The following is a 19,000-nucleotide window of genomic DNA, read 5'->3' as shown; positions in this document are numbered from 1 at the left end:
CGTCCTGGTCGGTGGCCGCTGACCTGCCCAGACTCGGTGGAGCGGGAAGGACCGCACCGTTCGAGGAGAGGAGGCCGCCATGGCCGGGACCGTTGAGGGCGACCATGTGGACGTGGTCGGGATGTGGGTGACCGCGGACGGTCACATCCGTCAGGAGCTGCTGCCGGACGGCCGCTACGACGAAGCCCGCGGCGAGCGGCGCAGCGCGTACACCGGCCGGTACACGGTGACCGGCAACCACCTGGACTACGTCGACGACACCGGGTTCACCGCCACGGGCGACATCCGGGACGGAGTGCTCTACCACGAGCACCTCGTGCTCTACCGCGAGCAGAAGTCGTCGTAGAGGAGGCCGGGCTGCGGACGCCCTGGCCACCGGGGGCGAATGCGCCGTCGGCGGGCCAAGAAGTCCCGACAGGGCAGTCAGCCAGTCAGCATCAACGAGGATCAAGGACCGTATCCATGACAGGACAACGACTCGACGGCAAGGTCGCGCTCATCACGGGCGCGACCGGCGGTCTCGGAACAGCGACCGCCGAACTTTTCGCCCGCGAAGGCGCCCGGCTGGTGATCACCGATGTCGCCGAAGGCCCCCTGCGGGACCTGTCCCACCGGATCGGGACCCACGGCGCGGAGGTCGTCGCTGCCCGCCTCGATGTCTCTTCCGCGCGGGAGTGGGACGAGGTGATCACCGTCGTACGCGACCGGTTCGGAACTCTGGACGTGCTGGTGAACCTCGCCGGCATCCTGGACTGGCCAGGTATCGAGGACACGCGGGAAGAGGCCTGGGACAGAGTCATCGACGTAAACCAGAAAGGCACATGGCTCGGCATGAAGGCGGCGATGCCGCTCCTGCGTGCGAGCGGCAACGCGTCGGTGATCAATACGTCGTCCGTACTCGGTCTGGTAGGAAGCGGTGCGGCTGCGGCCTACCAGGCGTCCAAGGGGGCCGTGCGCCTGCTGAGCAAGACCGCCGCGGTCGAGTACGCCCGGCAGGGAGTACGGATCAACTCGGTGCATCCCGGCGTGATCGCCACGCCGATGATCCAGGAACTCCTGGACGACCAGGGCGACCAGCAGCCGGACATCCAACGCACCCCCATGCGCCGAGCCGGCCGCGCCGACGAGGTCGCACCCGCGATCCTTTTCCTGGCCTGCGACGACTCCTCGTTCGTCACCGGCTCGGAGCTGGTGGTCGACGGCGGGCTCACCGCGCACTGAACAGCCCGGCCGCGCGACGGCGACGACGGCCTGCCGTGAACGCTGCGCCCCCGTGACGGCGTCAACTGCTAGGTCCAGCTGGCCCGTTCACCACGCCACTGCACAGCACTTCAGGTGTCCCGCACCGGCGCCTGCACTCACGCTCGCCTTTTCAGGGACCGCACCATGACACCTGCACCTACGTCTGCCCGTGAAGTTCTCCCTCTTCAAGTGCTCGGCCGCCGAAATCGCGCCGTCCCGGACGATGCCGGATCAGCAGAACCAGGCCGATGACGAGCACGACCGACGAGAGGAAACCGATCCAGCGGCTCAGTGCGGGGTGCGCGCGGTCGAGGCGCGCGCGGCGCCCTTCGGCGAAGGCGGGGTCCGGGACGAGTTGGTGCTCGGCCCCTTCGACGGTGACGTAGTGGCAGCGCTTGAGCCCGAAGGCGCTCGCCCTTACCTCGACGGTGCCGCCGTGGACGGGGAAGACGGCAGGGCCTTTGGACTCGGCGTGATGCCTGCCGTCGAGGTACAGGTGGGCCTTGACGTGGCCCTCCGAGGGTGAGCATCTGCCACCAGCGGAAACGCTTCAACGGTCGCCCCACTCCTGCCAGGGCAGGGATAGCAACAGACGGCCACGACGCGCACGCCAGCTGATCAATGTGAGGGCGCGGGTCGCTTTGGACATCGCTCTCCGGTGCCCGGAATGTACGGCGCAGTGTGGCCTTTTGCGTACGTGACCGAATAGGCCGCGACATAGTGGTGTTCCAGGTCCCGGGTGTAACGCGGCGGCGAATACCGGGCGCTGTAGAAGGAGGCAGCAAACCCGTCAGAGCGGATTCCCCATGAACAACAACGGCCCGGCTTCCGGATACCAGAGCTACGACCAACCGCCAGCGCCCGACCACTCCGCCCGCAACCAGGCCGCAGCACGCAGAACGGCCCTCACCATCTGCACGATCGCCGACATCGCGGCTGGTCTGCTGGGGTTGTGGATCGTGCTCCACCTGCTCGACGCCAATCAGGCGAACCCCTTCGTCGAATTCGTGCACGGAGCGGCGGACTGGCTGTCCGAATGGGCACAAGACATTTTCACCATGGACACAGAGGCGCTACGCACCATCCTCAATTACGGACTTCCGGCCGCCATTTATCTGCTGATCGGCCACGGCATTGCCGCGCGGATCAACCGAACCTGATGTGACGTGAACGTGGCGCTTCTGTGGGGCCTCGCGACAGCCGAGCTCCGTGCCGGAACCAGTACTGCAGAAAGCGCCCGAGGTAGAAAGGCCAGCACAGTGACAGACAGTTCGAACGAGGGAACCCCACCGATCTACGAGGACCTGGTGCGCGAGCGGGGAGACGTCGTGGCAGACGCCCAGGCCGCTGCCGAGCAGGCGCAGTACCAGGCTGCTCAGCTGTTGGGCAGCCACCCGCTCGACCAGCGGCATCCCCCGGGGGTGTGACACCCCGGACCAGCGGTGCGCTGTAGCAAATGGGTCGCGCGCGAGCGACCCCGCGAGACCCGCTTTCCCCCCGTGAGCGCGTCTCGTGCGGGGGCGGACAGGCACACATCCCCCCGTTGCCTGTCCTCCCCCGCACACAGCCAGTCCTGCCTGCCCCGGCCGCGCCCCTGGCAGTGTGTCAGCCTGGCGGCGGACGGGTGCCGTAGCCGCGCGCTGGAACAACAAGCTCCGCCTCGTTCGGATCGGGCTTTGCGTGAGCGCCTCAGCAATCGGGGGCGGGACGGTCTCAGCCGTAGCGTTCGGCGAGCGCGTCGCCGATCGAGGCCAGGTGGTGTCGCACGCTCGGAGGGGCGGTCACCTCAAGCCATTCGACCAGCCCGGCGAGCTCGCCGGCGAGCGTGTACTCGTCGCGGCCGCGGATCACGACTTCGACGCGGCCGTCGGTCGTGGTACCCCCCACTTCGAGTCGATCGCCGAGTCCGATCCGGAGTATGCCGATGCCGTGGGGTGTGCAGAGGGCCTGGATCTCCAGGGGCGTTCGTCTGCGGTCGACCTCGTCGGCGATCTCGCGCCAGCTCGCGGCGAGGTCGAAGTCCTCCCGCCGTTGCACCAGATCGTCCGTCGGGTCGGCGGACGACACGCGGTCGATGCGGAAGGTCCGCCGGCCGGCCTCGGTATGGGTGACGAGGTACCAGGCGGGGCCTTTGGCGACGATGCCCAGCGGGTGGACGGTTCTCTTCGTTTCGGCGCCTTTGCCGTCGACGTAGCCGAGCCGCACCTGGACGCCGCGGATCACCGCGTCCTGGAGGTCGTCGAGGAAGGGGGGCGGTCGGTGCTCGACCCGGCTCGCTCCCCACTGTCGTGGGTCCATCACCAAGGACGACGACGCCGCCTCGGCCTGCGCCCGGAACGGCTCGGGCAGGGCCTGGACGAGCTTGCGCAGGGCCGCTTTCACGGCCGGTGTCGCGGCCGAGGCCGGACCGGCGACCAGGAACAGGGCGCGCGCCTCACTCGCGGTCAACCCCGACAGATCGGTGCGGGCGCCGCCCACGAGGCGCCACCCACCCCCTCGGCCCTGCGTGGCGTAGACCGGCACCCCTGCCATGGCCAGGGCGTCGAGGTCGCGGCGGGCGGTGCGTTCGGATACCTCCAGTTCCCGGGCGACCTCCGCCGCCGTCACCTGCTCGCGCCGCTGCAGCAACAGGAGGACGGCCACCAGCCGGTCGGTTCGCATTCCGACAAACTCTCATAGGAAACCGGTCATGAGGTGACCGGTTTCGGGCGACAGGATGGCGCCATGACCTCAACCGATTTCCCCGAGCCCACCCTCATCCCCGTCAACGGCGTGGAACTCGAAGTCTTCGAAGCGGGCCAAGAGAACGCGGGAAGGCCCATCGTGCTCTGCCACGGCTGGCCCGAGCACGCCTTCTCCTGGCGCCACCAGATGCCCGCCCTCGCCGCGGCCGGCTACCACGTGATCGTTCCGAATCAGCGGGGCTACGGCAACTCCTCCCGCCCGGCCGACGTGACGGACTACGACATCGCACACCTGTCGGGCGACCTCGTCGCACTCCTGGACCACTACGGGTACAAGGACGCCATCTTCGTCGGCCATGACTGGGGCGCGTTCGTCGTCTGGGGACTGACGCTGCTGCACCCCGACCGCGTCAACAAGGTGATCAACTTGAGCCTGCCCTACCAGGAGCGCGGAGAGAAGCCGTGGATCGAGTCCATGGAGGAGGTGCTCGGCGGCGACTTCTACTTCGTGCACTTCAACCGGCAACCGGGCGTCGCCGACGCCGTCTTCGACGACAACACCTTCCCGTTCCTGCGCAATCTGTACCGGAAGAACGTACCCGCCGCGGAACCGCAGCCCGGCATGGCGCTGATCAATCTCGCCAGAGCGCACACACCCCTCGGTGAGCCCGTCATGAGCGACAGCGAACTGGCCGTCCTCGTCTCCGCCTTCAAGACATCCGGGTTCACCGGCGGCATCAACTGGTACCGGAACCTCGACCGCAACTGGCGCCTGCTGGCGGACGCGGACCCGATCATCCACCAGCCCACGCTCATGATCTACGGCGACCGGGACCTGGTCGCGAGGTCCGAGAACCTGAGCGAGTTCGTCCCCGACGTGGAGGTGGTCAGTCTGGACTGCGGCCACTGGATCCAGCAGGAGAAGCCCGAGGAAACGAACCGAGCGATCACGAAATGGCTGGAACAGCAGGACCAGCCCATGGCCGACGGGAGCACCGCGCATGGAGCCGGTCTTCATCCGTGGACGGCCTGCTTGCGGTAGGACGGGGCCTGCCCGCTGAACCACTCACACGCCTGGAGGGGATGAGGCTGTCGTGGTTGCGACATGTCCCACCTGTGCCAGCGAAAACAAGTGACATCCAGATCGGTGCCGCCAGATTCTGTCCACCGCGTGAACTTCCCTGCGCGTACGACGGAAGGCATGACACTGATGAGACGGATCCGCCTGGCGGCGGCGATATCGACGGGACTTGCCCTGGCTGCCGGCGCCGTTTCGCCGGTGGCAGCCGATACCGGTGGTACACAGCACACGGCGCAGGCGGTGACCGACGAGGCCGCATCGAAGAGCGCCGGCAGCGTTCGTCTGATCACCGGTGACCGGGTGACCGTGAGCACGGACGCGGAGGGCCGGCGGACTGCCTCGGTCGCGCCCGGACCCGGACGACGGCACATCGTCTTTCGCACGTACGAAGAGGACGGGCGCTTGACGGTCCTGCCTTCCGACGCCGGGGACCTGGTCGCGGCGGGGCTGTTGGACCGGAATCTGTTCGATGTGAGCGGCCTCCTCGCCCAGCGGTACGACGAGGCGCACAGCGATGCGCTCCCGCTGATCGTGGCGGGAGCCGAGGGGGCGACGGCGTCCGCCGTACAGCGGTTGAGCAGCCTCGCCGAGAGCGGCTCCCCGGTCCGTCGGCTGGACAGCATCGGCGCGCGGTCCGTGCGGGTCGGCAAGGAGGACCTGGGCCGGTTCTGGAAGCAACTGGCGAGCGAGGAACGTCAGCCGCACGCCGCCGCGACGGCCGGCTCTCCGCGGGTCTGGCTGGACGGCCGGGTGCGCTCCACCCTGGACCGCAGTGTTCCGCAGATCGGCGCGCCCGCGGCATGGAACGCCGGGCTGCACGGCGAGTCGGTCAAGGTCGCGGTGCTGGACACCGGCGCGGACCAGTCCCATCCGGACCTGGCCGGGCGGATCGCCGCGGCCAAGGACTTCTCCGGTAGTTCCGGTACCGGGGACGTCTTCGGGCACGGTACGCATGTCGCGTCCATCGTCGGCGGCAGCGGAGCCGCGTCCAGCGGGGGCAAGGGCGGCAAGGGTGTGGCGCCCGCCGCCGATCTGCTCATCGGGAAGGTGCTCGGGGACGACGGCTACGGCAGCGAGTCCCAAGTGATCGCCGGAATGGAATGGGCGGCGGGCACGGGCGCCAAGGTCGTCAACATGAGCCTGGGTTCGGACAGTCCGAGCGACGGTACGGACCCGATGAGCCTTGCGCTGAACGAACTCTCCGAGCGCACGGGCACGTTGTTCGTTGTCGCGGCGGGCAACAGCGGCGCGCAGGGCCTCGGCACGATCGGCTCCCCCGGCGCCGCGAACGCGGCCCTGACCGTCGGGGCCGTCGACCGCGCCGGTAAGCTCGCGTCGTTCTCCAGCCGTGGTCCCCGTTCAGGAGACGACGCGGTCAAGCCCGACCTGACGGCGCCGGGTGTCGGCATCGTCGCGGCTCGCGCGGCCGGGACGACGATGGGTGAGCCGGTCGACGCACTGCATGTAGCGGCTTCCGGTACGTCGATGGCGACACCGCACGTGGCAGGAGCGGCCGCGCTGCTCGCTCAGCGCCATCCGAACTGGAGCGGGGCCCAGTTGAAGGACGCGCTGGTCAGTACCGCTCGCACGGCATCCGATCAGGCGGTGACCGAGCAGGGCGGCGGGCTCGTCGACGTGGCGGCGGCAGCTCTGGGTCCCGTGACCGCGACCGGCACCGTCACTCTGGGCCCGTTCGAGAGCAGCGGCGGCGAGGCCCGTACGACGCAACTGCGGTACACGAACACCTCCGACGCCGACATCAAACTGGCTCTCACGGCCCGGTTGGCCACAGCCGGGGGCCGCACACCCGGGGACGGGGCCGTAGAACTCGGATCCGGCTCCGTGGCGGTACCCGCGGGCGCCACCGCCGAGGTGCCGCTGACGGTCGATCCGGCCCGCGTCCAGCAGGGCGACTATTACGGGTACGTGACCGCGGTCTCCGAGGACGGCAAGGTCACCGTGCACACCACGGTCAGCCTGGCGGTGCAGGGGCCCACACATCGTCTGACCGTCAAGACCGTGGACCTCCAGGGCAAGCAGGTGGAGGCGCTGCCGACGATCTGGGGCGCCGACGGCTTCGTCGACTACACCGGCACCGATGCCGCGGTCGCCGAAGTGGAGGAGGGCACCTACCAGTTGGACTACTCGTCCCTGGACCCGGCGGCCGACGGACAGGAACTGCGGCACGTGGTCCTGCCGGAGGTCAAGGTCACCAAGGACATGTCCGTCACGCTCGACCTGCGCAGGACGACTCTGGTCGACATCCGCACGCCGCGGCCGGCCGAGCAGCGCGGCATCCTCAGCTACCAGACGTACCGGAAGATCGACGGGCACAGTCTGCTCCAGGGAACGATGTACTTCGATGTCGGCAAGCGCCTGTACGTCAGCCCCACGGCCGCCGTCACCGACGGCACCTTCGAGTTCGCCTCGCGCTGGCAACTCGTCGCGCCTCTCCTTGAGATGACCGTGTCGGGCGGCAAGGGCGGCAAGCAGACACCGGACGCCTACTACATGCCGTCCTCGCCCCTCTTCGACGAGAAGGGAACACGTCTGACCGCGGTGGACGCGGGAGACGCGGCTTCTCCGGCCTTCCGTCGAGCGCGTGGCAAACTCGCCGTCCTCACCAACGAACAGAACCTTGACGAAAGGGAGTTGGCCGCAAAGGCCGCAGCCGCCGGGGTGCGCGGCATCGTGCTCGTCCATTTCAGCGACATCGCATGGACCCGCTGGCACCCGGCCGGCGACCGCTGGGGGGTGCCGACCGTCAGGATCGGGGCAAAGGCGGGAGCCGCCCTGCTGAAGCGGATCGCCAAGGGGGACACCACCGTCCGGTTCACCGGAACCGCTCGCAGCCCGTACCTGTACGACGTCATGCAGGTGTCGTCCCAGCGCATTCCCGCGAAGGTGGTGTACACGGTGTCCGAGCGCAACAGCGCGGTGGTGAAGGCCAGATACGCGGACAACGGCGGCACGCGCTGGGCCAGTGAGCAGCGCTTCGCCCGGCGGCCGTACCAGGACACCGCCTGGCTGCAGTACACCCGCTATGTACCGACCGGTTTCGACCGAACCGAATACGTGAGTTCCGGTGACACCGTCTGGCGGCACCTGGTGCATCACGAGACCACGTTCGACCAGGACGCGCCCTTGAGCGTCGGGATGGCGGACGCACCGCGCGCGTACCGTGCGGGCGAGCGAACGAGTGAAACCTGGCAGGGAGCCGTCGTACGGCCGTCGATCCCGCGTTTCACCGCATTTCCGTCCGTGCGCTCGGGCGACGTACTGAGCCTGCGCATACCGGAGTTCACCGATTCGCAGGCCGGCCATCAGTCACGCCTCCTCGCCGACGGCGGCGGCATCGGCACCTCCGGTACGGCGAAGACGGCGCAGGGCGACTCGGCCTCCGCCGTTCTGTACCGCGACGGACGGATGATCGCGCAGGCGGACAGCGGTTTCGCGGACTTCGAGGTGCTGTCCGGTGCCGCCGATTACCGGCTGGACCTCACCACTTCGCGGCGGTCGCAGGAGTGGGCCTACGGCACCGACACCGAGACGTCCTGGTCGTTCCGTTCGGCAAGCGCGAGAGAGGCGACGCCACTGCCCCTGCTCCAACTCGACTACGACGTACCGGTCGACGCCGACAACGCCGTCGATTCCGGCCGTACACACCGGTTCGGCCTGTCGGTCCGTGCGCAGGACGGGCTGGCCGCGCCCCACGGCGTGAGCCTCCAGGTCGAGGTCTCTTACGACGACGGCAACAGCTGGAGCAGGGCCGAAGTGCAAAGCCGCGGGCGCAACGTGTTCGAGGCCGCCGTCAGGAAGCCGTCCCGGGTACGCGGAGACGCGTACGTGACACTGAGGGTGACGGCACGGGACAAGGAGGGCAACTCGGTGCGACAGACCGTGCACCGGGCCTTCCTGCACCGCGGATAGTGACCTGGAGCTCAGCGGAGGGTGGGCGGGCGAAGGACGGCCCCGCTCACCCTCACCCCGCGGTAACAACCGTGCAGTACGGTGTTCGACCATCGAAGCCGATCGGTCGCGGGGAGGATGCCATGACGCTGGGGCCTGCGGGGGTGTCGGACGCCGAAGAGTCCGTCTACCGGCATCTCATGACGGTCGGTCAGGCATCGGCCGAGGACGTTGCCTCGCACACCGGTCTGAGTCCGGCCGAGGCTGCCGCCGTCCTCGATGCGCTGGCCGCCAAGGGACTGGCGAGCCACACCGACATGGTGCCGCGGCACTTCCGCGCCACTCCCCCCGATGTGGCACTGCTGCCCCGTCTCAAACAGAATGCCGACGCACTCGACGTCGCCCGCGCCGAAGTCACCAACCTGCTCCAGACGTACCGCGACACCATGCGTCGGCGGGACGCCAGCGAACTGATCGAGGTCATCACGGGCGCCGAAGCCCTGCGCCAGCATCTGCGACAGATCCAGGCCAGTGCCCAGCACGAGATGCTCTGGTTCTGCAAGGCCCAGTACGTGGCCATGCCGTCGGGCAGCAACGACTCGGAATACGAGGCCCTGGGGCGGGGCGTGCACTACCGGGTGCTGTACGAGAAGGCCTTCTTCGATGACGAAGGGGCCGTTGACAACGTTGTTACGGGGATGCGCGCTGGGGAGGTCGCCCGCGCGGTCCCGCACCTGCCGCTGCGCCTGGCGATCGCGGACCGCGCCATCGCGGTCTGCCCGCTCGTGCCCGGCGGCCCCCAGGGCAATCCCGACGAACCGACCGCAGCCCTCTTGCGCGACAGCAGTCTGCTCGCCGCCCTCATCGCCCTCTTCGAACGCTACTGGGAGGACGCCGTCCCCCTGGCCATCGACGCATCCGGTACGGTCGCCGGTACGGACGGGGTCGGCGGGCCGGACCCGCTGTCCGCCTTCGACAGGCGCCTGCTCGCCCTCCTGGTGGTAGGGGTCACCGACAAGGCGATGGCCACCCAACTGGGCCTGAGCCGCCGTACGGTGCAAAGGCACATCCAGCGCTTGATGGAACTGGCCGGAGCGGGGACCCGTATGCAGTTGGCCTGGCAGGCCGCCCGCCGAGGGTGGCTGTAGCCGGGGGCGGCTGGGTTGGGAAGCCCCAAGAGGGTTCCCGAGGCGTTTCCGGATGGGCCGCGGGCCTGTCGGGGGTACCTCAGCCGACACCCACGTGACGGGACACTCAGCGCATGCCGCTTATCGGCGGTATGCGCTGAGCGGAGTCCGTCAGTTGAAGGGGTCCAGCGTCAGATTTGCCTGCTGCGGGTTGCCGTCGTGGACGAGGGACTCCTGATTGCCGACGTCGTCGAAGGCGAAGGCGTAGGCCTTGCCGTCCGCCATCTGCGCGTGGATCTTCTTCGCGTACTGGTTGGTCACCGAGTCCTGGTAGAAGTTCGCGGTTCCGGTGTCCGGCTGGTTCGGGTTGACCAGGAGGGTGGAACGGTTGAAGCCCGCGCACAGTGTGCGTGAAATGGGGCCGCGCACCTGGTCGTTGGGCGCGTCGAGGTTCTTGTAGCAGCCGAAGACGCTGGCCGCGTCAGGCTTCTGGAAGCTGGTGACGACGGCGCCCGAACTGTTCGTGAAGTTCATGACGTTGCCCGACACCCGGCCGAAGTACTTGGTGTTCGGCTGGTCGGTGAACGGGGTGACCGTCAGGTTCGTCGTCGCGTACTTCTGCCATACGCGGTTGATGTAGTCGTCCATCACCGACGCGGGCAGGGCTCCCGTCTCCAATCCGTACGTGGGAGAGAGGGCACGGAGCACGGTGCCGTCGGACCGGGTCTGGATCAGGTTCGCCCACCCACCCGCCTGGCCGCGCAGTGCGTTGTAGAACCCGTTGTAGCCACCCGCCTTGAGGTGGCCGGTGGTGAGCGTGCTCCCGTCCGTGCGCTGCACGCCGACCGCGTAGGGCGCGGAGAACATGTCCACCTGGGTGCTGTTGATCCACAGGCCGGAGTCGTTGAGCGTGTACTCGGACCAGTTGAAGAGGATGTTGCGGTTCGGGTCGGACGGGTTCTGGACCGCGGGCTGCACCAGTCCGCCCGTGGTGAGCTTGAAGACGAGTTTCTGGCCGTAGGAGAAGTAGATCCGGCCGGAGAACTTGGGGATCCGGATGGTCTTCGTCTGCCCGTTCGCCGGACCCGCGATGGACGCGTCGGGTGCCGGCGTCGGCGGATTGCCGCCGGCCGGCCAGGCGTGGAAGGTGCCGTTCGCGTCCGCCCACCCCTGCTGCCCCGTGCTCAGCAGGGTGCCGAGGGTGTAGACGTAGACCGCGTCCCCGCGACCGGAGTTGTTGGTGATGTTCAGGGGGATCGTGGCGGGCACCGCCGCGTCGGCGGAAGACGGTGCGAGGACCGTGAGGGCGGCGCCGAGCAGCGCGGCCGCCGCCGTCGGCGCCATGATCCGGCGAGTGAGCTTCTTGAGCACGCTCCACCTCCGTGTGGGGGCACTGGGGGAGTTTGGTCCGTACCTGTTCTGAGAGCGCTCTCAAAGTGACACTCTTATTACGTACATGTCAACTGATGCACATGAGCCGTTCGCCCAAACACCGACAGGCGCTGCGCCGTAGCGGCCCCGAGCGTGCTGTCGAGCGGCAGCAATCGACCGTTGTCAGGCGCAAGTTGCCGCCATGTCAGCGTGGCTGACGGGTGCCGTAGCCGCGCGCGGTCGCCGCCTCGGCAACTCCGGCGAGCTGCTTCGGTGAGAGTGATCGCGGTGTGCCTGCCGCAGCTGCCCGCAAGTAGAGGTTGCAGGCCCACTCCAGCAGGGAGGCATTCTTCGCCGCATCCGTCAGCGAGCGCCCGATGGCGACGGCGCCATGGTGCGCCAGCAGCACCGCCTGGCGACCGGTGATCGCCGCGGCCGCCGCATCCGCCAGCGCGCTGGTGCCGAACACGTGGAAATCGACGACCGGTGTGCTCCCGCCGAGTTGGAGCTGCTGGTAGTGCAGGGCGGGCAGTTCATCCGCGAGCAGCGTCACCGCGGTGGCGGCCGGCGAGTGTGTGTGCACGACCGCGGCCGCGTCGGTCCCCGCGTAGAGGCGGGCATGCAGCAGCGACTCCGAGGAGGCCCGCACCCGGCCGTCGACCTGCCGGCCCGTCAGGTCGATGCGCACGATGTCGTCCGGGACGGCCTCGGCGAGGACCACCCCGGTCCCGGTGATGAGGATGCTGCCACCGGTGCGCATCGACACGTTGCCGCCCGTGCCGACGAGCAGACCCTCGGCCGCCAGGTGCCGGCACGTGTGAACGATCTCGTCAACTTCCCGCATGGGCGACCGCTTCCTTCTTCCTCGCAGCGGATGCCGCGAAGTCCGTGACGGACGCGAACGTGTACCGTCCGTGGCTCGTTCCGAGACCGCCCGCGACCTGGGCGGCGGTGGCGGCGCCGATGACCGCCGCCTCGTCCGGACCGGCGCCGTGTTGCAGGACGGCGGCGAGGAAGCCGGCCGAGAAGGAGTCGCCACAGCCGCTCGTGTCGACCACATCGACGTCGAAGACGGGCGCCGTGCGCTCCCCGCGGGCGTCGACGATCGTCGTGGGGTCGGCGCCGGCGGTGACGATCACGGCAGTTGCACCGCGCGCGTGCAGACGGCGGGCGGCTTCGGCGACCGAGTCCGCCCCCGTCCACCCGAGCGCCTGTTCGTCGTTCGGCAGCAGGTAGTCGACCAGCGGAAGAGCGTCGGCGAAGAGGGCGAACCCCTCGGGCGAGGAGGCCGCGAGGGAGTCGACCGAGGTGGTCGCTCCATGTTCCCGGGCGAACGCGAGCACCCGTGCCGTCTCCTCGGGACCCAGAAATTCAGGTCCCCCGAGATGCAGATGATCCGCTTCGCGGATCGCGTCCCACGGAACCGCGTCCTTCAACGCGGCGTTCGCACCGATGACATGCAACGCCGGCCGTGAGCCGTCGGGCCGGATCGGCAGCACACTCGCGGACGTGGTGGCACCGTCGATACGTCGCAGGTGCGCGACATCGGCACCGGCCTCCTCCAGGAGCGACAGGAGCAGGGTTCCGGATGCGTCCGTTCCGACGCACCCGGCACTGCGGACCGTCACGCCGAGCTTCGCCAGCACCAGCGCCGTCCCTCCCGCGGGGCCCGCGGGGCTGAGCGCGATCTCATCGACCAGCTCTCCTCCTTGCCCGTCGGGGATGCGCGAGACGGGAGCGACGAGGCAGTCCAGGATGTGCGCGCCGAAGGAGACCACGCTGGGCGTCGTCGACGAGCTCATTCCGTCACCGCCACAGGGGCGTGCGCCGGAGCGATGTCGAACTGGAGGACCCGCTCGATGGCTGCTGCGACGCGCAGCACGCCCGCATCGTCGTTCTTGCGCCCGACGACCTGCAGTCCGATCGGCATCCCCTCGTCGAGGCCGCAGGGAATCGTGATGGCGGGGTTGCCGGTCAGGTTGAACGGCCAGCACAGGAACGCACGACGCAGTACGGCGCCGCCGGGCAGGTCACGGCCGTCCACCGTCGTGGGATAGGTGCGCAGCGGCCAGGCCCCCATCGGCATCGTAGGAGACACGAGGTAGTCGGCCTCGCTGAAGAAGTCGACCAGCGCGTTGTGGACGAGGGAGCGCCCCCACTCCGCGCGCATCAGGTCGAGGGCGCTGTGCTGGAGCCCGGCGCGGATGATCTCCTGGAACATCGGCTCGAAGTCGTCGGGCCGAGCGACGAGGCGCTCGCCGAAGGCCGCGGCCATGAGGGCTTCCCACCTCGTCTCCTGGGCGTCTCCCGGGTCGCCGAAACCGGGGTCTCGCTGCTCGATGCTCCAGTGCAGTTCGCGGGCCACGGCCGGTACGACGTTCTCGATCGTGCTCCGGACGGCGTCGCTGACGGTGCCGTAGCCGAAGTCGATCGAGTAGGCGATCCGCGGCGAGACGGGCACCTTCTCGACCGCCTCGACATAGGAGGTGTCGTCGACGGGAAGGAGGCTGTTGGGGTCGCGGGGGTCCGGCCCGGCCATGACGTCCAGCATCAGGGCGGCGTCGCGCACGGTGCGGGCGATGGGGCCGTTGTGGACGGTCGAGCCGTAGGGCAGAGCGTTGGGCCAGACGGGCACACGGCCCAGGGTCGCCTTGAATCCGACGACGCCGCAGAGTGCCGCCGGGATGCGGATCGACCCCGCGCCGTCCGAGCCCTGCGCGAGCGGGCCGAAGCCGGCGGCGACGGCCGCGGCCGCGCCGCTGGACGAGCCGCCCGGATTGCGACCGGTGTTCCAGGGGTTGCCCGTGTCGGGGAAGAGGAGATTCTCAGGCGAGTCCTTGTAGCCGATGTGGGGCACGGAGGTCTTGCCGAGCAGCGCCCCACCCGAGCGGCGCAGGCGACCCGCCACGGCGGTGTCGAAGTCGGGAACCTCATCCCGACGAGCCGGGTCCGCGCCCGTCGTGCGCACTCCCGCGGTCTCCTCGAGGTCCTTGATCGAGTAGGGGATGCCGTCCATCAGGCCGAGCGGGACGCCCTGAGCGAAGCGCTTCTCCGAGGCTGCGGCCTCTTCGAGGGCGATGTCGTCGGTGCGGGTGAAGAAGGCGTGCACGTCGGGTTCGAGCGCATCGATCCGGCCGATGACCGCCTCCGTCACCTCGACGGGCGACAACGTACGGGCGCGGTAGGCATCGGCGAGCTCGGCAGCGGTGAGCGAGGTGATTTCGTGTGACATGTGGGTCTCGTTCTTCGTCGGTCGGCTCAGTGGCGGGCGGCGAGGTGTTCGGAGGTCTGGATGGTGATGCGCTTGGCGAGCAGCGTGAGGCCTGCCCCGACGAGCAGGAGCACGCCGCCGACGATGAAGATCGGGTTGAGCTGGTGCAGACCGGTGGCCGACGTGTCGAACCAGCCCCCGCTGAAATGCACGAGGACGTACGCCGAGACGATCTGCGCACAGGTGGCGAGACCGGTCGCGGTGCCGGTCGCCCGGGCTCCCAGCAACACGGACCAGTAGGCGGTGAGCGTGCCGTAGAACATCGAGTTCGCCAGGCTCATGGGGAGCAGGATGCAGAAGGCCCAGACCACCCAGCCCAGCGGCAGCGCCGACGCCGCGAGGTAGCCGAGCGCGCACAGCACGAGGCCGGTCGCCATGTAGAGGTTCGTGCGTCCGCGGAAGACCCGGATGAGGATCGCACCGTTGGCGAAAGCGAAGATCACCGGCAACACACCGAACAGTGGTGCGATCGCTGCGACCGTGTCCGGGTCGACACCCTCCATGGTGATCAGCCCGTACGAGGACCAGGCCAGTGACAGCGCGAAGGCGCCTGCGAGAAGGGCCACCGCAGTCATGATCCACAGACTGGGGGTCTTCGTGAGCGCACCGATCTGCTTGAGCGTGAGGCGGTCGGCCGCCTGCGGGACATGACCCTTGGGGAAGCTCGGCGTCCAGAACAGCGCGATGAGCGCGGGCACACCGATGATCGCGATGATGACGAACGCCGCCTGCCAGGACACATGTTTGGCGATGGGCAGCGCGATGATCGGTGTCAGCACGCCGGCGACGCTGGAACCAGCGAGCCATATCGATGTCGCACGAGTCCGGTCGACGGCATCGAACCAGTTGGCGATCATGCGGTTGCTGGGCGCCCAGACGAAGCCGAAGAAGACACCGAAGACGGCGTTGCGCCAGAACATCTCACCCGCCGTCGTCACCGCGACCATGGCGACGGAGAGTGCGGTGACTCCCCCCGCCGCGACGATCAGGAGCGTCCGGGGCCCGAAGCGGTCCGCGAGGAATCCCGCCACCAGCAGGGCCGGGGCGTAGCCGATGTAGTACGCGGACAGGATCGACGCGGTCTGGGTCGCGTCGAGGTGGAGCGCACTGGACCAGAACGGCGAGAGCTGTGAGAACTTCAGCTCATCGAGCCAGACAACCAGGTTCAGCGCCACCAGAACAGCGAGGACCAGCCACCGGCCACGCGTGGGCTGCGCCGGCGGCGCCACCTGGAGTTCTGCGATCTGCTTCATGAGTGCTCCTCTGCGACTGCGGTGAAGGCGGGAACAGCGGCGGCGACCATGGCATCGATCACCTCGGGAGTGTGCGCGGTGGACATGAACCAGTTGTGCCACGGGTGGAAGTAGGCGCCGTGGTCGAGCGCCACCGACGCGAAGAGGAACGCCTTGCTCAGCTCCGGGTCGTCGTCGAAGGTCAGCAGGGGCATCTGCACCGGGCCGGTCTGCAGGATCCCGACCCCCTGGTCGGCTGCTGCCGTCTGCAGGCCTTCGCGCAGGCGGGTACCGGCGGCGACCATCGCTGCGATGCCGTCGTTGTCGCGCAGGCGAGTTACCGTCTCGATGGCCGCTGCCATGGGGGCGGCGGAGAACCAGAACGATCCCGTGACGTAGATCGAGCCCGCCGCTTCTTTCAGGGAATCGACACCCAGCACGGCCGAGATCGCCGCACCGTTGCCGATCGACTTGCTGACGCAGGTGATGTCGGGGGCGACCCCGAGCGGGGTCCAGGCGCCGCGAAGGTCGATCCGCATCGCGGTGCGCACCTCGTCGAGGATGAGCACGGCGCCTGTGCGATCGCAGAGCGCTCGCACACCACGGGCGAAGGAGGGGTCGACACCGGCCTGCGGCACGATGCCGTCGTGTTGATGGGGAGTGACGATGATGGCGGCGACGTCTCCCGCGTGCGCTTCTGCCGCGGCCTCAAGGGAGTTCAGGTCGTTGTAGTCGAACTCGATGATGTTCTGGCGGTCGCCGGGAGCGACCCCGACGGGGATCGGCGTGAACGCGTCGCTCGCACCGTGGTAGGCCTTGCGGGCCTTGAGCAGCTTCGACCGCCCTGTCGCGGCGCGGGCGATGCGCACGGCCGACGCCGTGGCGTCGTTGCCGTTCTTGGCGAACAGGGCCCAGTCCGCGTGATCGACGGTGTCGACGAGGAGCTCCGCGAGCTCGACCATCAGGGGGCTGGGTCCGTTGAGCGTGTCACCGAGGCGGAGCTGTCGCTCCTGTGCCGCGATCACGCCCTGGTCGGCGTACCCCAGCACCATCGGCCCCCATGCGCACATCGCGTCGAGGATCGGGCGCCCGTCGACATCCCAGACGGTGGCCCCCAGGCCGCGCTCGTAGAACTGGGGGAAGTTGGGCGTGAGCCGGTTCACGCCCTTCGAGAGGTGACCGTACATACCGCCCGGGCCGGGGATGACTTGGGAGGCTCGAGCCGACAGGACGGCGCTCGTTTCGAGATCGCTGGCTGCAAGTACCATGGCGTGAGCGTACTTTATTTCATACGTCCAAAATAATACCTGCGTATGACAAACATGTTTCGCGAGGAGAGGAAGCGCCCGATGCCGAAAGTGGTTGACCACAGCAACCGCCGAAAGGAGTTGCTCCCCGCAGTGTGGAAGGTGACAGCCCGCGACGGCGTGGAAAACGTGACGCTTCGGGCCATCGCGGCGGAGACGGGATGGTCGACAGGGACGCTTCAGCACTACTTCCCCAACAAGCGTGAGCTGATCGTCTCCGCGCATGAGCTGGCGTATTCGCGCGCCGGTGAGCGGATCGCCGATCGTGTTCGCGAGTTGAAGGGCGTGGCCGCGTTGCGCGCCGTCCTCCTGGAAGCACTGCCGCTGGACGACGAACGCCTCCTGGAGGCGCGCGTCGAGGTCAGCGCGTGGAACCTCGCCGCCACGGATGAGGACTTCCGCGCCATGCGGAAAGAACGGGTCGACCAGTGGCTGGCGCTCCTCGAGCAACTCATCGCCGACTCCCGCAAGGAGACGGGCGCAGGCGGCGATCGCAGTGACGCCATCGCTGCGCATCAGGCGCTCATGTTGATCGATGCCCTGTCTGCGCAGGCCGTCGTCACACCGCACATTGCGACGCCCGAACGTCAACGGGAGCTGGTTGAAATCTTCCTGGCCGAGGCCGTCGGGGCATCGCAGCGATAAAGGGTGTTGCACAAGGCTCTGAGCTGGGCAACTCCCTTGCGTAGCTGGGGCCTTACGAGCTGGCTGTGGATCGTGGACGGCACGCTGGTCCCGGTCCACAGCCGGAACGTCGGCTCCTCGTCACGCATGTTCTCGGTGATGACGCCCACCTCAACTGCGGGAAGGCGCTACCGCGGCACCGGGCTGCTCATCCCGTGGCGTGTCTGCTAGCGGTTGGCCGCAAGGAAGTCCTCCAGGATTTCGGCGAACCGTGCCGGCTGCTCCTCGGCCGGGTAATGGCCGCAGTCGTCGAGGACGACCTCCGTGACGTCGTCCGCCGCCAGCCGCATCGTCTGGGCGGCATTCGCGCCGCTCCACAGCGCGCCGCCGAGGGCGAGCACCGGCAGGGTCAGGCGGGTCTTGCTGCGCTGCTCGTTCTGGGCGATCGTCTCGTCCAGCGCCCGGTAGTACGCGAAGCTCGCCCGCAGCGCGCGAGGGTCCGCGGTGATCGCGTCGACGTAGACGTCGACGGCGTAGGCGGGGATCGCGGTCGGAGTGGCGGCTTTGGTGGCGAACTGCCAGCCGAAGAAGAGCCGTTCCCGTCCCCGGACCAGTTCCTCGTTGAGGTCGGTGAGCCGGTTGAAGCCGAACTGCCAGAGCTTCAGGTTGGCCGCGGCCGGGGCGAAGAACGGCGGGGACGGTGTGAGACCCGGGATCACCGCTTCGAGGATGGCGAGCCGGCCCACCCGTTCGGGGTGATCGGCGGCGAGGGCGTATGCGGTCCACGTGCCGATGTCGTGGCCGACCACGTCGAACCGGTCGTGCCCGAGCGCGGCCATCAGCGCGACCAGATCGGCGGCCAGCGTGCCGGCGTCGTACCCGTCGTCGGGCTTGTCGGAGAGCCCGGCGCCGCGCGAGTCGACGGCGACGACGGTGTGCCGGCGGGCGAGCTCGGGCATCACCTCCCGCCAGGCGTACCAGGTCTGGGGCCAGCCGCCGATCAGCAGCAGCGCCGGGCCGTCCCCGCCGGTGACCGCGTGCAGCCGCAGCCCGTTGACCTCGACGAGCCGGCTGGTGAAGGTGTCGGTGAACCCGTCGGGCAGTCGCAGGGCACGCAGGCTTGCCGTGCCGTCGACCGCACTCATCTTGGAA

General features: G+C 68.7%; 17 protein-coding genes. 9 read left to right on the top strand and 8 right to left on the bottom strand.

Going from position 1 to position 19,000, the window contains the following annotated elements; all coding sequences use genetic code 11:
• Nucleotides 1–79 precede the first annotated feature (79 nt).
• The 5 genes from ACFULQ_RS27715 (at nt 80) to ACFULQ_RS27695 (ending at nt 2,669) form a co-directional block, all read left to right on the top strand.
• A complete protein-coding gene (locus ACFULQ_RS27715; RefSeq protein ID WP_383548650.1) occupies nt 80–346 on the top strand; it encodes an Atu4866 domain-containing protein in 267 nt (88 codons plus the stop codon).
• A 116-nt stretch (nt 347–462) separates the two neighbouring features.
• Nucleotides 463–1,221, top strand: a complete 759-nt coding sequence (locus tag ACFULQ_RS27710; protein ID WP_383548647.1) for an SDR family NAD(P)-dependent oxidoreductase — start codon at nt 463–465, stop codon at nt 1,219–1,221.
• A gap of 190 nt (nt 1,222–1,411) precedes the next feature.
• Complete coding sequence (locus ACFULQ_RS27705) at nt 1,412–1,768, top strand: hypothetical protein (RefSeq protein WP_383548644.1); 357 nt, start codon at nt 1,412–1,414, stop codon at nt 1,766–1,768.
• 280 nt (nt 1,769–2,048) lie between these two features.
• Nucleotides 2,049–2,402 carry a hypothetical protein gene (locus ACFULQ_RS27700; protein ID WP_383548641.1) on the top strand — a complete coding sequence of 118 codons (354 nt, stop codon included), beginning with the start codon at nt 2,049–2,051 and terminating at the stop codon, nt 2,400–2,402.
• Between the two features lie 99 nt (nt 2,403–2,501).
• The gene (locus ACFULQ_RS27695) at nt 2,502–2,669 is read left to right on the top strand and encodes a hypothetical protein (protein ID WP_383548638.1); all 168 of its coding nucleotides are present in this window, start codon (nt 2,502–2,504) and stop codon (nt 2,667–2,669) included.
• A 286-nt stretch (nt 2,670–2,955) separates the two neighbouring features.
• Here the strand turns inward: ACFULQ_RS27695 and ACFULQ_RS27690 are convergent, their stop codons facing one another.
• Nucleotides 2,956–3,903 (bottom strand): helix-turn-helix transcriptional regulator, encoded by a 948-nt coding sequence (locus ACFULQ_RS27690; RefSeq protein ID WP_383548635.1) that lies wholly within the window; start codon nt 3,901–3,903, stop codon nt 2,956–2,958.
• A 63-nt stretch (nt 3,904–3,966) separates the two neighbouring features.
• On the opposite strand from ACFULQ_RS27690, the gene ACFULQ_RS27685 reads away from it, so the two are divergent.
• The 3 genes from ACFULQ_RS27685 to ACFULQ_RS27675 all read left to right on the top strand — a co-directional run bounded on the left by ACFULQ_RS27685 (nt 3,967) and on the right by ACFULQ_RS27675 (nt 10,064).
• Nucleotides 3,967–4,968 carry an alpha/beta fold hydrolase gene (locus tag ACFULQ_RS27685; protein WP_383548633.1) on the top strand — a complete coding sequence of 334 codons (1,002 nt, stop codon included), beginning with the start codon at nt 3,967–3,969 and terminating at the stop codon, nt 4,966–4,968.
• Between the two features lie 168 nt (nt 4,969–5,136).
• Nucleotides 5,137–8,937 carry a S8 family serine peptidase gene (locus ACFULQ_RS27680; protein WP_383548663.1) on the top strand — a complete coding sequence of 1,267 codons (3,801 nt, stop codon included), beginning with the start codon at nt 5,137–5,139 and terminating at the stop codon, nt 8,935–8,937.
• A gap of 122 nt (nt 8,938–9,059) precedes the next feature.
• A complete protein-coding gene (locus tag ACFULQ_RS27675; protein WP_383548631.1) occupies nt 9,060–10,064 on the top strand; it encodes a helix-turn-helix domain-containing protein in 1,005 nt (334 codons plus the stop codon).
• Nucleotides 10,065–10,214: 150 nt separating this feature from the next.
• Here ACFULQ_RS27675 and ACFULQ_RS27670 read toward each other — a convergent pair whose 3' ends face one another.
• From ACFULQ_RS27670 to ACFULQ_RS27645, 6 genes are all read right to left on the bottom strand, one after another.
• The gene (locus ACFULQ_RS27670) at nt 10,215–11,387 is read right to left on the bottom strand and encodes a glycoside hydrolase family 64 protein (protein WP_383548660.1); all 1,173 of its coding nucleotides are present in this window, start codon (nt 11,385–11,387) and stop codon (nt 10,215–10,217) included.
• 232 nt (nt 11,388–11,619) lie between these two features.
• Nucleotides 11,620–12,258, bottom strand: coding sequence for a class II aldolase/adducin family protein (locus ACFULQ_RS27665; protein ID WP_383548629.1), 639 nt, complete (start codon nt 12,256–12,258; stop codon nt 11,620–11,622).
• The gene (locus tag ACFULQ_RS27660; RefSeq protein WP_383548627.1) at nt 12,245–13,216 is read right to left on the bottom strand and encodes a carbohydrate kinase family protein; all 972 of its coding nucleotides are present in this window, start codon (nt 13,214–13,216) and stop codon (nt 12,245–12,247) included. The genes ACFULQ_RS27665 and ACFULQ_RS27660 overlap by 14 nt, the downstream gene beginning before the upstream one ends.
• Nucleotides 13,213–14,646, bottom strand: coding sequence for an amidase (locus tag ACFULQ_RS27655; RefSeq protein ID WP_383548624.1), 1,434 nt, complete (start codon nt 14,644–14,646; stop codon nt 13,213–13,215). The genes ACFULQ_RS27660 and ACFULQ_RS27655 overlap by 4 nt, the downstream gene beginning before the upstream one ends.
• 26 nt (nt 14,647–14,672) lie before the next feature.
• Entirely contained in the window at nt 14,673–15,938 is a 1,266-nt protein-coding gene (locus ACFULQ_RS27650; protein ID WP_383548622.1) for an MFS transporter, read from the bottom strand.
• Entirely contained in the window at nt 15,935–17,287 is a 1,353-nt protein-coding gene (locus tag ACFULQ_RS27645) for an aminotransferase class III-fold pyridoxal phosphate-dependent enzyme (RefSeq protein ID WP_383548619.1), read from the bottom strand. Before ACFULQ_RS27645 ends, ACFULQ_RS27650 begins: the two co-directional genes overlap by 4 nt.
• Here ACFULQ_RS27645 and ACFULQ_RS27640 point away from each other — a divergent pair.
• Nucleotides 17,267–17,869, top strand: coding sequence for a TetR/AcrR family transcriptional regulator (locus tag ACFULQ_RS27640; RefSeq protein ID WP_383548616.1), 603 nt, complete (start codon nt 17,267–17,269; stop codon nt 17,867–17,869). The two genes, ACFULQ_RS27645 and ACFULQ_RS27640, sit on opposite strands and share 21 nt — an antisense overlap.
• A 206-nt stretch (nt 17,870–18,075) precedes the next feature.
• On the opposite strand, the gene ACFULQ_RS27635 is transcribed toward ACFULQ_RS27640, so the two are convergent.
• On the bottom strand, nt 18,076–18,993 hold the full coding sequence (locus tag ACFULQ_RS27635; protein ID WP_383548613.1) for an alpha/beta fold hydrolase: 918 nt from the start codon (nt 18,991–18,993) through the stop codon (nt 18,076–18,078).
• Nucleotides 18,994–19,000 lie beyond the last annotated feature (7 nt).

This window comes from Streptomyces sp. NPDC057253 (genome assembly GCF_042669125.1).
Classification (GTDB): Bacteria; Actinomycetota; Actinomycetes; order Streptomycetales; family Streptomycetaceae; genus Streptomyces.
The sequence above is the reverse complement of the archived record's forward strand: the minus strand, read 5'-3'. Positions and strand labels throughout refer to the sequence as shown.

What these genes read in the sequence shown, in the direction of transcription:
- ACFULQ_RS27700 (WP_383548641.1), top strand. Translation starts at nt 2,049, where the DNA reads ATGAACAACAACGGCCCGGCTTCCGGATACCAGAGCTACGACCAACCG.
- ACFULQ_RS27635 (WP_383548613.1), bottom strand. Translation starts at nt 18,993, where the DNA reads ATGAGTGCGGTCGACGGCACGGCAAGCCTGCGTGCCCTGCGACTGCCC.
- ACFULQ_RS27660 (WP_383548627.1), bottom strand. Translation starts at nt 13,216, where the DNA reads ATGAGCTCGTCGACGACGCCCAGCGTGGTCTCCTTCGGCGCGCACATC.
- ACFULQ_RS27655 (WP_383548624.1), bottom strand. Translation starts at nt 14,646, where the DNA reads ATGTCACACGAAATCACCTCGCTCACCGCTGCCGAGCTCGCCGATGCC.
- ACFULQ_RS27675 (WP_383548631.1), top strand. Translation starts at nt 9,060, where the DNA reads ATGACGCTGGGGCCTGCGGGGGTGTCGGACGCCGAAGAGTCCGTCTAC.
- ACFULQ_RS27710 (WP_383548647.1), top strand. Translation starts at nt 463, where the DNA reads ATGACAGGACAACGACTCGACGGCAAGGTCGCGCTCATCACGGGCGCG.
- ACFULQ_RS27685 (WP_383548633.1), top strand. Translation starts at nt 3,967, where the DNA reads ATGACCTCAACCGATTTCCCCGAGCCCACCCTCATCCCCGTCAACGGC.
- ACFULQ_RS27690 (WP_383548635.1), bottom strand. Translation starts at nt 3,903, where the DNA reads ATGCGAACCGACCGGCTGGTGGCCGTCCTCCTGTTGCTGCAGCGGCGC.
- ACFULQ_RS27665 (WP_383548629.1), bottom strand. Translation starts at nt 12,258, where the DNA reads ATGCGGGAAGTTGACGAGATCGTTCACACGTGCCGGCACCTGGCGGCC.
- ACFULQ_RS27670 (WP_383548660.1), bottom strand. Translation starts at nt 11,387, where the DNA reads ATGGCGCCGACGGCGGCGGCCGCGCTGCTCGGCGCCGCCCTCACGGTC.
- ACFULQ_RS27650 (WP_383548622.1), bottom strand. Translation starts at nt 15,938, where the DNA reads ATGAAGCAGATCGCAGAACTCCAGGTGGCGCCGCCGGCGCAGCCCACG.
- ACFULQ_RS27640 (WP_383548616.1), top strand. Translation starts at nt 17,267, where the DNA reads ATGCCGAAAGTGGTTGACCACAGCAACCGCCGAAAGGAGTTGCTCCCC.
- ACFULQ_RS27680 (WP_383548663.1), top strand. Translation starts at nt 5,137, where the DNA reads ATGAGACGGATCCGCCTGGCGGCGGCGATATCGACGGGACTTGCCCTG.
- ACFULQ_RS27715 (WP_383548650.1), top strand. Translation starts at nt 80, where the DNA reads ATGGCCGGGACCGTTGAGGGCGACCATGTGGACGTGGTCGGGATGTGG.